11 protein-coding genes and 1 tRNA gene are annotated in these 13,562 nt (G+C 67.2%); 5 read left to right on the forward strand and 7 right to left on the reverse strand.

Features of this window, described 5'->3' with window-relative positions; genetic code table 11:
- Positions 1 to 51 precede the first annotated feature (51 nt).
- Entirely contained in the window at positions 52 to 1,395 is a 1,344-nt protein-coding gene (gene yjjJ, locus ACIQ09_RS02205) for a type II toxin-antitoxin system HipA family toxin YjjJ (protein WP_398305438.1), read from the reverse strand.
- A gap of 105 nt (positions 1,396 to 1,500) precedes the next feature.
- A complete protein-coding gene (locus ACIQ09_RS02210; RefSeq protein WP_398305441.1) occupies positions 1,501 to 2,127 on the reverse strand; it encodes a DUF1294 domain-containing protein in 627 nt (208 codons plus the stop codon).
- 302 nt (positions 2,128 to 2,429) lie between these two features.
- Between ACIQ09_RS02210 and ACIQ09_RS02215 the strand changes: the two genes are divergently transcribed.
- From ACIQ09_RS02215 to ACIQ09_RS02225, 3 genes are all read left to right on the forward strand, one after another.
- Positions 2,430 to 2,930: an NUDIX domain-containing protein gene (locus tag ACIQ09_RS02215; protein WP_398305444.1), complete on the forward strand. Its 501-nt coding sequence runs from the start codon at positions 2,430 to 2,432 to the stop codon at positions 2,928 to 2,930.
- Between the two features lie 15 nt (positions 2,931 to 2,945).
- Positions 2,946 to 3,530, forward strand: a complete 585-nt coding sequence (locus ACIQ09_RS02220) for an IMPACT family protein (RefSeq protein ID WP_398305447.1) — start codon at positions 2,946 to 2,948, stop codon at positions 3,528 to 3,530.
- Between the two features lie 237 nt (positions 3,531 to 3,767).
- Complete coding sequence (locus tag ACIQ09_RS02225) at positions 3,768 to 5,891, forward strand: TonB-dependent siderophore receptor (RefSeq protein WP_398305450.1); 2,124 nt, start codon at positions 3,768 to 3,770, stop codon at positions 5,889 to 5,891.
- Between the two features lie 90 nt (positions 5,892 to 5,981).
- Here the strand turns inward: ACIQ09_RS02225 and ACIQ09_RS02230 are convergent.
- Positions 5,982 to 6,056: transfer RNA gene (locus ACIQ09_RS02230), tRNA-Val, on the reverse strand.
- 171 nt (positions 6,057 to 6,227) lie between these two features.
- Between ACIQ09_RS02230 and ACIQ09_RS02235 the strand changes: the two genes are divergently transcribed.
- A complete protein-coding gene (locus ACIQ09_RS02235; RefSeq protein ID WP_398305453.1) occupies positions 6,228 to 7,061 on the forward strand; it encodes a tetratricopeptide repeat protein in 834 nt (277 codons plus the stop codon).
- Positions 7,062 to 7,410: 349 nt separating this feature from the next.
- Here ACIQ09_RS02235 and ACIQ09_RS02240 read toward each other — a convergent pair whose 3' ends face one another.
- Genes ACIQ09_RS02240 through ACIQ09_RS02255 form a run of 4 tightly spaced genes read right to left on the reverse strand, consistent with a single transcriptional unit; the run spans position 7,411 to position 12,644 of the window.
- Positions 7,411 to 8,295 carry a DMT family transporter gene (locus ACIQ09_RS02240; protein ID WP_398305456.1) on the reverse strand — a complete coding sequence of 295 codons (885 nt, stop codon included), beginning with the start codon at positions 8,293 to 8,295 and terminating at the stop codon, positions 7,411 to 7,413.
- Positions 8,292 to 10,277 (reverse strand): CBS domain-containing protein, encoded by a 1,986-nt coding sequence (locus tag ACIQ09_RS02245; protein ID WP_398305460.1) that lies wholly within the window; start codon positions 10,275 to 10,277, stop codon positions 8,292 to 8,294. Before ACIQ09_RS02245 ends, ACIQ09_RS02240 begins: the two co-directional genes overlap by 4 nt.
- Entirely contained in the window at positions 10,274 to 11,785 is a 1,512-nt protein-coding gene (locus tag ACIQ09_RS02250) for an NAD(P)H-hydrate dehydratase (protein ID WP_398305463.1), read from the reverse strand. The genes ACIQ09_RS02245 and ACIQ09_RS02250 overlap by 4 nt, the downstream gene beginning before the upstream one ends.
- Before the next feature lie 13 nt (positions 11,786 to 11,798).
- Complete coding sequence (locus tag ACIQ09_RS02255; protein WP_398305466.1) at positions 11,799 to 12,644, reverse strand: HDOD domain-containing protein; 846 nt, start codon at positions 12,642 to 12,644, stop codon at positions 11,799 to 11,801.
- 159 nt (positions 12,645 to 12,803) lie between these two features.
- Here ACIQ09_RS02255 and ACIQ09_RS02260 point away from each other — a divergent pair.
- A partial coding sequence (locus tag ACIQ09_RS02260; RefSeq protein WP_398305469.1) for a transporter substrate-binding protein occupies positions 12,804 to 13,562 on the forward strand: 759 nt, incomplete at its 3' end.

Below are 13,562 nucleotides of genomic sequence, written 5' to 3' on the forward strand. Positions count from 1 at the left end.
GGGGGCAGTGAAGTGGTTCACTCGCCCGGCAGGTACGCGCCCCGTTGTTACTTACCCCAGCCGCCCAATCCTCTCCCCAGCCATCTCCCCATGCGCCACCAGCGCATCAACACACGCAGCAAACCGCGCACTAAACCCCTCTGCCGCCCGGACCCGCGCCAAAAAGTCCCGGGCCAGCTCTTCCGCTTCTCGCCAGATCGCGTTGCTCACGCTGGCGTGGATGTCGGCCGGGGGGAGGGTGTCGGGCAGGCTGCCGCCGCTGCGGGGGGCGAAGGCCATGGGGGTCATGTCGTAGGCGGGGGCGAGGGCGTAGGGGCGGCCTTGATCGGTGATGAAGCTCAGGTTGCCGCTGTGCATGTCGGTGTTGCCGATGAGGGTGCCAAAGGCCCACAGGCGGGCGGCGTCGTGGGCAGCGCCGGGGGTGATGTGGCGGGCGGCGGCGAGGCGTTGGACGAGCTCTGGCCAGGGGCCGCGGCCGGCGCCAAGGAATTCGGCGTCGAGGGTGGCGAGGGAGATAAGGGCGCGGCGGCCCAGGTCGCCGATGCGGTCGAAGCGTTCGACTTCGAGGAAGCGCTGGTCGTGGTGGTCGATGATCCGGCTGGCAGCGGCGGGGATGCCGGCGTGGCGCAGGGTTTCGAGGGCCAGGTGTTCGGCGAGCAGGAGGTCGCGCCAGCGTTGCGGCACGGGGCCCGCTTCGGCTTCGCTGAACTTGACGATGACGTGCCGGGGGCCGGCGGGGGTCATGGCGCGGGTGGTGAACTTGGGTTGCTCGCCGCCAGCGGAGGAACCGGGCAGCTCGCCCCGGGCGGCTTCGCGGGCGAGTCGGGCGTAGGCCTCGGGCTTATGGGGGTGGGGGATGGGGTCGGGCAGGGAGGCGGCAAGAAAGTGCGCCCGGGCCGCGTCGCCGGGCAGCAGGTTGCCGATGAGGTCGTGGCCGTGGGCTAGCACGGCGCGCAGGGCGTGGGTGTCGGTCCAGTCGGCCAGGCGTGGGGGCAGGCCCAGGTCGGTGCCATGGCGGGCGGCGTAGGCGCGGCCGAGGTAGCCCTGGGGGCGCATGTCGAGCAGCCACCAGGGCAGGCCCTTGCTGTGCAGAGTGGTGCCGTCGGGGTGCTGCATGACGAAGCCGTCCGGGCAGACGGGGACGAGGGTGCCGATCGTTTGTATGCGGCCTTCGGGATCAACCCGATGGATGGGGATGTCGGGGAGCCCGCGCCGGGTGTCACGGAGGGTGTATTGAATGGATCGGGCGGCGCCGATGCGCACGATGTCGGCGCCCATGGTTTTCAGCGCACGGGACAGGCTGGGTTGGCTTATTCCAATTTTTTCAGTAAGTTGGCGTGCAGTTTGGGGGCCGCGCGTGAGTTGCAGCCTGATGGCGTCGGCGTGCACTTCCATGGTTTTGAATGGATTTGTGAATAGATAGTCTGGTTGATTCTAGGTTGTTCCTTCAGGTCTGACCAGCCGCGCAGCCCCGGAAGATGGCGCCATGCCGGTGATGGCTCAGGCGGCGCCGAGCAGAAACTTGAGCAGCATCGGGCCCTGGGCCGACATTCCCCAGGCCAGCATGCCGACGTTGAGGGCGACGGTGGTCCAGAAGACGCCCTGGAAGGATGACTTGGATGATTTGTGGCGCAGCAGGCGCTGGGCAGCGAGGCCGCCGGGCCAGCCGCCTGCCAGGTCGAGGAGATGCAGGGTGTTCTCGGGCGTGCGGCGCTCGCCCTTTTCGGCGGCGATCTTGTCGAAGCCATAGACGATGAAGGTGACGATGCTGACCGCCGCGTACACCGCGGGCACGGCATAGGACAGCCGCCCCATGAAGGCCGCACCGGCCAGCCCGGCGATGACGGCCAGGGCGATGACTGCGGCGAGGGTGCCGCCGCTGGCCGTGTCACGTGCCGTGTCACTTGCCCTGGCGGATTCGCCTGCCCGGGCGACTTTTTCGGCGCGGGCCCGGCGCTGGCTGTCGATGCTGAGTTCGTAGGTCACCAACTGCCCCTGGGCGGGCCGCTGCTGACGGTTCTGGAAAGCGCTGATGTGTAGGAAGACCTGCTCGCCTCCGTCGTTGGGGGTGATGAAGCCGAAGCCCTTGTCGTCTTTCCAGCTGCTGATCCGGCCTTGATGTCGCATGCGTATGTGAGGTGGGTGGCGCGCCCTGTGGCGCAATGGTCGCCATTCTAGATGCATTCGGCTGGTGTCCGCCCGCGGCTGGGGGCGCATGCTCGCGTCGGCCTCGGGCCAGGCCCTCAAAGGGTGGAAATGGTGTGAAGGGCCGGTTCTGTCGAACCAAGGCGTGACAAATGCTGTCAGTAAAGATCGCCTTAACAGGAGAGAATCTGCTGCTTGGCGCACGGTATCCAAAATCCGGCGCGCGCCGCTTTCTGCCTTCCCATGATCCACGCCGCTCCATTCCGCCATCGGGGCTACGCCCGGTGAGCGCTAATTTTCTGTCCTGTGGCCTGCTCATCATCAATGAGCGGGCTGAGGTGCTGGTGGGGCATTCCACCGGCAATGAGCACTGGGACCTGCCCAAGGGCCTCATCGACCCCGGCGAGGAGCCGCTGGCGTGCGCCCTGCGGGAAACCCGCGAGGAGTTCGGGCTGACCTTCGACCCCGCCCGGCTGATCGACCTGGGGCGCCATGCCTACTACCGCGGCAAGGACTTGCACCTGTTTGCCCTCGCGGTGGATTCGGAGGAGATCCGGCCGGAGCAGTGCATCTGCACGAGCTATTTTCCCCATTACCGGACGGGTGAGTCGGTGCCCGAGATTGATGCCTATGCCTGGGCCGGCGATCCGGGTCTGGCGAGGCGACTGGCGGCGAGTATGCGGCGATTGCTGTTGAGCAGGGGCCTGCTGCCGCAGGCGCGGCGTCTGCTTGGTGTGCAGGCGCCGTCCGTGCACAACCGGCTCGGCCCGCCAGCCTCCTTTTAGGGCGCCCTGGTTTTCATGGCCCAGAGCGTTGCTGCGCCAGCTCACAGCGAGCTGTTGATCAAGAAGAGCCGGTTCATCGGCTGTGTTCAGTCCGTGCCCGACCGGGCGGCAGCCCAGGCCGTCGTGGCCGCCCTGCGTGCCGAGCACCCGGGGGCGGCGCACGTGTGCTGGGCCTTGCTGGCCGGTGGGCATTCGGCCGCGGTGGACGACGGCGAGCCCGGCGGCACCGCCGGTCGGCCGATGCTGGATGTGCTGCGCCATCAGGATCTCGAAGGCGTGCTCGCCACCGTGGTGCGCTACTACGGTGGTGTCCGGCTGGGGGCGGGCGGGCTGGTCCGCGCCTATACCGACTGCGTGGCCCAGGCTCTGAAGAGCGCCCGCAAGATCCCCCTGGTGCGCTTGCGCACGATGGTGTGCGCCGTGCCCTACGGCCTGGAGGGGCTGTTCCGGCGCGAGATTGATGCGGCCGGCGGCAGCCTGCAGGGCGTGCAGCACGGCGAGGAGGTGGAGCTTTCGTTCGGCGTGGCGGAGGTGGATGCCGAGGCGCTGGTGGCCCGCTTGAACGAAGCCGGGCAGGGGCGGGTGAGCTGGCGCACCTGACGCTCAGGCTCGCCGCCGCTGTCTTCCCCCAGCTGCACTTCTCCATCGGCGTTGGCGACAATGCCCTCTGGCCTGGCTGTATGCGACAACTGGCCGCATTCCGGGGGGTGATCGATTTCGCTATGGTCGGCCCCTTTGGGCGGCCTTTCTGACAAGTACACGGCGCTGCCCTCAACTTCCACACTCGGGGGCACCATGAGGCATGAAAGAGGGGGTTTTTCTGCAGCGCGCAGGACCTTGCAGAGGACGGTCATTTCCACTTTGGTCGGTAGCTGCTGTTCAGGCGCTCTTGCCCAGGAGGCGACCCAGCTCGGTACCGTTGATGTCCGGGCCGCTCCCGAGTACGACTATGTGGTGAAGTCCGTCAGCGCGGGGACCCGCACCGATACGCCAGTCGAGCACATTCCCCAATCCATCGTCAGCGTGCCGCGGGCCATGATCGAGGACCAGGGGGCGAGAACGCTCTCCGACGTGCTGCGCAATGTCAGCAATGTGTCGCTGGTGGATGCGCGTGACGCCAACAACGTGGTGTTCAAGATCCGCGGCTTCCATTCGGCCACGGTGGTGGATGGCGTGGCGCTCAAGGGCAACTTCACCAATCACGAGAGCCTGGTCAATGTGGATCGGGTTGATGTGGTCAAGGGGCCCTCAGGCGGGCTGTTTGGCGGCCAGGGCGTGGGCGGCTACGAAACCACCGGGGGCATCGTTGCCGTCACCACCGTCGAACCGACCCAGGAGGTGGTGCGGAAGCTGGGCTTCAAGCTGGGTTCCTATGGCGAGAAGGGCACGAACTTCGATGTCAATCAGCCCCTGAGCCCGGCGCTGGCTTTGCGGATGGTGGGGGAGTGGTCTGACAGCGACAGCGAGACCGACCGTGTCTTCTTCAAGAAGCGCGCCCTGTTTCCGAGCCTGGCCTGGACCCCCAGCGCCGATACCAAGGTGGTCTTGAGGCTGCGCTACCTGGACAACACCACGCTCGATTACAGCGGTCTGCCGACAAACGGCACGCTCAACACCGCCACCTACACCCTGCCCAGGCGCACCAACATTGCCTCCCCCGATCTGCCCGATACGACCAACACCTCCAAGGGGGTCAATCTTCAGTGGCGGCAGCAGTTGAATGACAGCTGGAGCTTCTCGCTGCTCACCGCCTACAACGAGGTGAAGCTGGATCAGCGGGGAACCTGGCTGGTGGACACCATGGGCATGATGGGTTGCATGGGCTTCGGCAGCGCCACGCCCACCCTCAACACCCTCTGCGGGGCCCGCATGTGGGCGCACCTGAAGACGAGCACGGTGTCCCCCAGCCTGACCGGCAAGCTGCAGTTTGGTGAGGCGAAGCACACCGTGAACCTGGGCTTCGATTACGAGAACACCCGTGACAACGAGTTCATGATCTATTCGAACATGATCGGGGTGGTGTCCTTTGACAACGTGGATCTGACCAACCCGGTGTATCCCGCCTGGTCCGAGCCTGTGGCACCGACAACGCCCGATCAGCGCAACCGGTATCTGTCCAAGGTGGCCTACATCCAGGATCAGATCGATGTGGGCAACTGGCATTTCCTGGGCAGCCTGCGGCATTCGCAGATCAAGGTGAACGACGTCAATCCGTCCTGGGGCATCAACAACGTCAGCGATAACGCCAAGACCACGCCGCGGGTGGGTGCGGTCTATGAGTTCACCCCCCGGGTGTCGATGTTTGCCGGCTACGGCGAGGGCATGAAGGTGCCCACCTTCTCGATCTTCTCTGCACCGCCGAAGCCCGAAGAGTCCGCTCAGACCGAAGTGGGCTTCCGCCTGAAGGATCTGGCAGGTATCACGGCTACCCTGGCCTGGTTCGATCTGACGCGCAAGAACGTGGCCATCGGCGATCCGGTCAATCCGGGTTTCTCCATCCAGGCGGGCAAGCAGCGCTCGAGGGGCGTCGACCTGGACCTGAGATGGCAGGCCAGCCCGTCATGGGCCTGGATTGCCGCCTTCACGTCGCAGACGGCGGAGATCACCGAAGACAGCAATGCCACCCTGGTGGGCAAGCAGCTGTTCAACGTGCCTGAACAGTCGGCCCGTCTGGCGACCCGCTATGACTTCCGCTCGGGCGATCTCACGGGGCTGGGTCTGGGCCTGGGCGTGACCCATCATTCCCGGCTGCCGGGCAACTCAACCAATACCTTCTTCACCCCCGCAACCACTGTCTGGGATGCGCAGCTTTCCTATTCCCTGTGGAAGGCGCGTCTGGGGCTGAATGTCCTCAATCTGACCGACAAGAAGTACTACGTTCCGTCCGCCTATTTCGTCGGCGGTCAGGTGACCCCGGCCATGCCGAGGACGATCACGGCCACGGCGACCTTCAGTTTCTGAGGACTTGCGCGAGCAAAACAAAAAAGGCACCCGAGGGTGCCTTTTTTGCTGCGTATCGTTGCCAGGTTACTGAAAACGCTACGCTTTGTCTGGTGGGCGGTACTGGGATCGAACCAGTGGCTTCCACCGTGTGAAGGTGGCACTCTACCGCTGAGTTAACCGCCCGGTAGGTGAAGAGCGCGCATTTTAGTAAGGGGTCGGTGGGCTGTCAAGCGGTGGCGTGATTTTTCTTTTGCTGACCGGCAAAAGGGGAACTTGCGGGTGAGCGGGGTATTCTGGACTTCGAGGGTGGCGGAGATCCACCTGTTTGCACATTCCACCCCATCGGAGACTTTCATGTTGCGTGTTCGTGTATCGCTGGCCCGTGTCGGGCTGCTGGCTGTCGTGTGCGCTTTCCATCCCGCCCAGGCGGAGTTGCTGGGCGAGGAGGATCTGGCCGAGGTGGTGCGCAAGCCGGCCATCGGGCTCTATAAGGGCTATGCGGAGTTCAAGATGGCCCACTACGCGGAGGCGAAGCAGATCTGGACGGTGCTGGCCGAGCGGGGCATGGGCGAGGCCTGGTTCAACCTGGGGATTCTGGCCGAGGACGGGTTGGGCGAGCCGCAGGATGGGGCGGAGGCGCGGCGGCGTTACGAGAAGGCGGCGGTGGCCGGTAGCCGCAATGCGGCCCTGCGGCTGGGCACGTCCCTGCAGACCCGCCGTTTTGGGGCGCCGGATGTGGCTGGCGCGCGGCATTGGCTGAAGACTGCCGCCGACATGGGTGACGACGAGGCCGCGGCGCAATTGGCGGTGCTGGATGGCACGGCGCAGCGCTCGGTGAGTGCGGAAGACCGACGTCTGGCCCAGGCGCGGCGCCTGGAGGCGGACGGCAGCCTGCCGGATGCGCTGACGGCCTACCGGGCGATTGCTGACGCGGGCGACCCCCGGGGGCTGACGCGTCTGGCCTGGCTGCATGAAGCCGGGCGGGGCGTGCCGCGCAATCTGGACGAGGCGGCGCGCCTGTTCCGCCAGGCCGCCGAGGCCGGTGAGCCTGAGGGGCAGTACGCCCTGTCGGTGATGCTGGATACCGGCGCTGGGCAGGCGCAGGACCCCGGTCAGGCCCTGCGCTGGCTGCGGGCGTCGGCCGAGGGCCGTTATCCGCCGGCGATCGAGGCCCTGAAGGCGCGCTGAGCCGGGCAGGCTTTAGTGGGCCGGGCGTTTGTGGGGTCGAATAAACCTGCTTGCCTCGGTTGAGCGCCGAGAAGCACACGCAAACCCAATGCTGACCTGGGCATGGGTGGGGCTTACGGGAGCCAGGCTGGACCTCCTGTAGGGGCGACTTCAGTCGCCCACCGGCTTCGATGAAGGGCATGCCGGTGATCGGGGCGTGGATGGGCGACTGAAGTCGCCCCTACAAGTCGCCCCCACAAGTCGCCCCCACAAGTCGCCCCCGCAAGTCGCCTCTACGGGAGCGCTTGCACGGATCGTCAGACGATGCGGCAAACTGAGGAAGCCCGGATAGGTTCGACCCTACGCGATGCTAGATTGCGGCGGCCCGGGCTACGCGCCGGCTGTCGATGGCGATGAGCACGCCAGCCACCCCGATCACCAGCATGCCGCCCAGGGCGATGCGGTCGGGCAGCTGATCGAAGACCAGCCAGCCGAACAGGGTGGCCCACAGCAGTTGCACGTAGAGCAGCGGCGAGAGCAGGGAGGCGGGGGCTTCGCGGAAGGCGCGGGTGAGCAGGAAATGCCCGCAGCCGGCCAGCACGCCCATGGCGCCCATGGCCAGGTAGTCGGGCGTGCTGGGGTCCGGGCCGTGGTTCATCCACGGCAGGGCCGCGGTAGTTAAGGCGCTGCCGATGAGTGCGGTGTGAAACAGCAGGGTTACCGGGCTCTCGGTGCTCGACATCTTGCGGGTGAGGATCTGGTAGAGGGCGTACACCACGGCGGCGGCGAGGGCGAAGGCGATGCCCTCCGGCACCAGTCCGCTGCCGGGGCGGGCCACCAGCAGCACCCCGCTGAAGCCCAGCAGCACGGCGAGCCAGCGCAGGGCGCCGATCTTCTCGCCGAGGATGGGGCGGGCCAGCAGCACCACGATGACCGGCGAGGCGAAGATGATGGCGGTGGCTTCGGCCAGGGGCATGCGCTGAAAGGCGGCCACGCCACACAGGCTGGTGGACAGCAGGAGCAGCCCGCGCACCAGGTGCATGCCCGGCCGCCGGGTGCGAAAGAGCCGCGTGCGCAAGGCCGGGCCGAGCATCACCAGCATGAGCAGCAGGTGCACGGTGTAGCGTGCCCACACCAGCAGTGGCACCGGGAAGCGTGTGCTCAGGTGCTTGGTGGTGACGTCGAGCATCACGAAGAGCAGCAGCGAGGCCATGGCCAGGCCGATGCCCAGCAGCGGGCGCTGGGCGTGGCTCACGCGCCGAGGGAGAACAGGAAGGTGGCGCCCTTGCCCGCCTGGCTCTCGGCGCGGATCCAGCCGCCGTGGCGACGCACGATGCGATGCACGGTGGCCAGGCCGATGCCGCTGCCTTCAAATTCGGCGGCTGTATGAAAGCGCTGAAAGGGGGTGAACAGCTTGGTGGCGTCGGAGCGGTTGAAGCCCACCCCGTTGTCGGCCACAAAATAGGCCAGACCCTCCGGCTCCTGGTGCACCCCGAAGCGGATGCACGGTGCGTCAACCGGGCGGGTGAACTTCCAGGCGTTGCCGATCAGGTTCTCAAGCACGGTGCGCAGCAGCACCGGGTCGCATTCGGCGTGGATGCCCGGATCGATCTCGAAACGCACCTTGCGCTCCGGCGATGCATCGAGAAAGTCCCGGGCGATGCTGGCTGCCGTGGCGGAGAGGTCGGTGTCACGGCATTGCAGGGGTTTGCGGACGTGGCGCGACAGGTCGAGCAGATCATCGATCAGGCTGGCCATGCGCCGTGCGGCGTCACGCACCCGGCCCAGGTGGTCGAGGCCTTCGGGGCCAAGGGCGGCGGCGTGCTCGTCCATGACCACGCTGGAGAAGCCCTCAATGGCCCGCAGGGGCGTGCGCAGGTCGTGGGAAACCGAATAGCTGAAGGATTCTAGCTCGGCCAGCGTGGCGCTGAGTTCGGCGGTGCGCCGGGCAACCCGCTCTTCAAGAGTGGCGTTGAGGGCCCGCACCTGCTCTTCCATCAGCACCCGGTCGGTGATGTCCCGGCCCACCACGACCAGCATCTGGCGGCTGCCGTCGGGGTTGAAGACGGGCTTCTTGATCACGTCCAGGTAGCAGGTCGTGCCGTCGGGGCAGGGTAGGCGGTCGATGTAGCGATAGCCGTCCGGGGTGCTCCAGGCCAGGTCGTTGGTCGCTGCGCACTCGAACAGGCTCTGGGCCACCAGGGGCGTGGCGACGCGGGCCAGCTCTTGCTCCGTGAGCCCGGCGTAATCCACGCCGGTGAGTCCAAACAGGCGCAGCCCGGTGCCGTTGCTGATGAGCCAGCGGTTCTCCCCGTCCTTCACGATGACGACGTCCGGGGTGGATTCGATGATCCGGCGCAGGCGCTCTTCGCCTTCCCGCCGGGCAAGGCGCACGCGCTGGTCAATGAGTTCCTGTTCCTGCTCGGCGATGATCTCGCGCAGGAAGGCGACGTAGCGGCCCTCCAGGCTGGTCACGATATCGTGCTCGGAGAGCACGCCCACCAGGCGTCCACTGCGCATCACCAGCAGGTGGCGGATGTCGGCCTGCTGCATGGCCTGGGCCGCCGACCAGACTGAGGTGGAGGTCTGGACGAAGATGGGGTTGGGGCTCATCACCTCGGACAGGGTGATATCGGCGATCCGCGCATTGCGGGACAGCAGCACGGTCAGGTCGTGGAAGGTGAATACGCCTACCGGCTTCCCGGCCGCTTCGGCCACCACGCAGCCGATGTTGTACTGGCGCATTTGGCGGATGGCCTGGTCCACTCCCGCGCTGGCGGGGATGGTGTGGGGGCGCGGGCTCATTACGTGGCCCACGGTGTCCAGGTGGGTGAAGTGCTCCACGCCCAGGGCGGCCAGCAGCTCGGTTTCCGAGATCAGCACGCCGGGGTCGTCCGGCACGTTCTGGATGCGGATGTGCCGGCTGCCGTGGCGCACCAGCAGGCGGTAAGCCTCGCGCAGATCGGTGTGAGGCTGGCCAACCGGCGGGTTGGGGTCGCAGGCCTCTCCGAGCATCAGGCTGGCCGGGTCCGAGTCGAGGCAGGCCCGGGCAGCGCTGCGCTCGGTGATGATGCCCACGTAGCGCTCGTCGCACATCACGATGGCCCCGGAAACCCGGTGGGTGAGCAGGGTGGCCAGGGCTTCGGCCAGCGGCATCTCGGCCGGCAGGCGCAGCAGGATGGGCGAACAGACGTCGCCAAGGGTGCCATTGTGGCCAGGTTGCTGGAGCAGGCTCATGGCGGGCCGGCGGGGGGGCGGTGCTGGAGCCATTGGTTGAAAACCTGGCGGGCGGCGCCGGCCATCTCGTCGGCGAGCAGGCCGGTGTCCAGGCCCAGCCCGGTGCATAGGCTGTCGCCGGCCAAACCGTGCAGGTGCACCCCGGCCAGCAGGGCGTCCCGGGGGGGCCAGCCGCGGGCGAGCAGGGCGCAGACCAGGCCGGTGAGCACGTCACCCATGCCGGCCGTGGCCATGGCCGGGTTGCCGGTGGTGTTGATCCACCAGGCACCATCGGGCCCGGCGATCACGCTGCCGCAGCCCTTGAGCACCACCCAGGCCTGGTAGCGGCGGGCCAGGGTGCAGGCGGCGGCGACGCGGTCGGCCTGCACTGCGGCAGTGTCGCAGCCCAGCAGGCGGGCGGCTTCGGCCGGGTGGGGGGTGAGTACGGCAGGCTGGGCACGCCCGGCCAGGGCGGTTTGCAGGTCGGTGTTTCGGGCCAGCAGATTGAGGGCGTCGGCATCCAGCACCAGGGGCGTTGCCGCCGCCAGGGCCGTGGCCACCAGGGCGCGGGCCGCGTCGGACTGGCCCAGGCCCGGGCCCACGGCGAGGGCAGCACTGCCGGCTTCATCAAGCAGCGCGTGGGCGCTGCGGAACATCAGCTCGGGGCGTAGCAGGTCAACGGCCAGGGCTGCCGGGTCGAGCAGGCCGACGAGAACGCGGCCGGCGCCAAGATAGGCGGCTGCCCGCCCGGCCAGCAGGGCCGCGCCAACCATGCCTGGCGCGCCGCCGATGATGGCAGCGTCGCCGTAGCTGCCCTTGTGGCTGTTACGCCGGCGTGGCTGCAGGTGCTCGGCAAACAGGGCAGGGCGCACCGCGTGGCCGGTGGCGGGGGCCAGGGCTTCGGCGTCCAGGTCCAGGGTAGCCAGGTGGAGGGTGCCGCACTGGTCGGGCCCGTCCAGGGTGAGCAGCCCGGGCTTGAGGGCGATGAAGGTGACGGTGTGATCGGCCTGGAAGCAGGCGCCGGGGCAGTGCCCGCTGTCGGCATCGAGACCGCTGGGGATGTCCAGGGCCAGACGCAGGCCGCGGGTGGCGGACAACTGTGCGATCCATTCGCCGTACAGGCCTTCGATGGGCCGCTGCAGGCCGATGCCGAACAGCGCGTCGATGACCATGGACCAGCCCCCCTCGGGAGGTGTTGGCAGGCTTGGGTGGGTAGTGCCGCCGAAGGCCAGCCAGGCAGCATGGGCGGCGGCGGCATCGGGGGGCAAGCGGGCCGGGTCGGCGGCAAAGGCGACGCTGACCCGGTGGCCCGCGGCGTGCAGGCGCCGGGCCACCACAAAGCCGTCGCCCCCGTTGTTGCCCGGCCCGCAGGCCACCAGCACCAGGGCGCCGGTGCCGGGCAGCAGATCCAGGGCCACGGCCGCGGCAGCAGCCCCGGCCCGTTCCATCAGGGGCGGTACGGCACCGGGCAGGGCCAGACTCTCGATGGCGCGGAGGGCTGCGACGGGGTAGATGGGGGGCGCAGGCATGTCTGTGTGGAGCTCAGATGCTCTCCAATAGTTCGAAAGCCATTTCCCGCAGGTCGTGAAATTCACTCTCGCTCACGTTGAGGTGCTGCAGCACGTGCGGGCGGATGCGCAGCCAGCTGGCGTCCTCGCTCATGCGCATGAAGCTATTCACGAAACAGTCGGACAGGGCCGCGAGGCAGATCAGGGTGCGGCAGCGGGCGTCGTCCGTCTCGGCGTCGGGCGCGAAAATGGACTGGTCGTGGTGGATCAGCGTGGCCCGGCTGATGTCCTCGGCGAGGCCCCAGGTGCGGGTCAGAAAGCAACCGATGGCCGCGTGGTGGGTGGCGTGCCGGGTTTCTTCCACTTCGGTGAAGCTGCGGCTGTCATCGCCATTGGCCAGTTGCAGGGTGTCCCGGTAGTCGGGAAAGCGTTGCAGCAGCACGGCGATGCCGCAATCGTGGAAGAGCCCGAAGGTGTAGGCGTGGTCGGCGGGGACGCCGCGGAATTCCTTGGTCAGGCGCGCCGACAGCTGGGCGACGCGGATGCTGCTGTCCCAGAACCGGTCCAGCCGCACCGGCCCGGCAATGCTGCTGCGCAGCGCGAAACCGGCCACCAGGCTGGACAGGACGCGGCTGCCCAACACCGGAATCGCCTGTTGCACGGTACCGACCTTGCGGCTGAGCCCGAAGGCGGGGGAGTTGGCGACCTTCATGACCGACGCCGCCAGGGCCACGTCGCCGTTCACGATCTGACCCACCACGGTCAGGGACATGTTGGGCGATTCGATCTCTTTTTGCAGACGGGTGAGCACCTCGGGGCGGGGCGGGATGCCGATGCCCTTTACAAGGCGTTCGACATCGGCGGGTGCGGGAGTGGACATTGTGGTGGGCGTGGAAAGGAGTCCCGTGATTCTAGCCGACCCGGGGGGCTACGCAGTACCTACGCAATCTGACGTATTCCGGCGCGGGGGAGGGCTCCGTAATCTGCGAACCGTTGTTGCACCGCATTAAACCGAACCCACCGATCCAAGGAGCCCTCGATGCAAAACCGTCGCACCTTCCTCAAGGCCGCTGTTCTCTCCGCTTCCATCGCCGCCATCGGCGGGCTGTCCGCCAGCGCCTACGCGGCCGACACCATCAAGGTTGGCATCCTCCACTCCCTGTCCGGCACCATGGCCATCTCGGAGACCGCCCTCAAGGAAACCGCGCTGATGACCATCGAGGAAATCAACGCCAAGGGCGGCGTGCTGGGCAAGAAGCTCGAGCCGGTGGTGGTGGACCCGGCCTCCGACTGGCCGAAGTTTGCCGAGAAGGCCCGCCAGCTGCTGTCCCAGGACAAGGTGGCCGTGACCTTCGGCTGCTGGACCTCGGTGTCCCGCAAGTCGGTGCTGCCGGTGTACAAGGAACTCAACGGTCTGCTGTTCTACCCGGTGCAGTACGAGGGTGAAGAGCTCGAGAAGAACGTCTTCTACACCGGTGCGGCCCCCAACCAGCAGGCCATCCCCGCGGTGGAATACCTGATGAGCAAGGAAGGCGGTTCGGCCAAGCGCTTTGTGCTGCTGGGTACCGACTATGTGTACCCGCGCACCACCAACAAGATCCTGCGCGCCTTCCTGAAGAGCAAGGGCGTCGCCGAGGCCGACATCATCGAGGAATACACCCCGTTTGGTCACTCGGACTACCAGACCATCATCGCCAAGATCAAGAAGTTCGCCGGCGAGGGCAAGAAGACGGCGGTGATCTCCACCATCAACGGCGACTCCAACGTGCCTTTCTACAAGGAGCTGGGTAACGCCGGC

Origin of the sequence: Zoogloea sp. (assembly GCF_044344315.1) — a bacterium.
In the GTDB taxonomy this organism is placed as follows: domain Bacteria; phylum Pseudomonadota; class Gammaproteobacteria; order Burkholderiales; family Rhodocyclaceae; genus Zoogloea.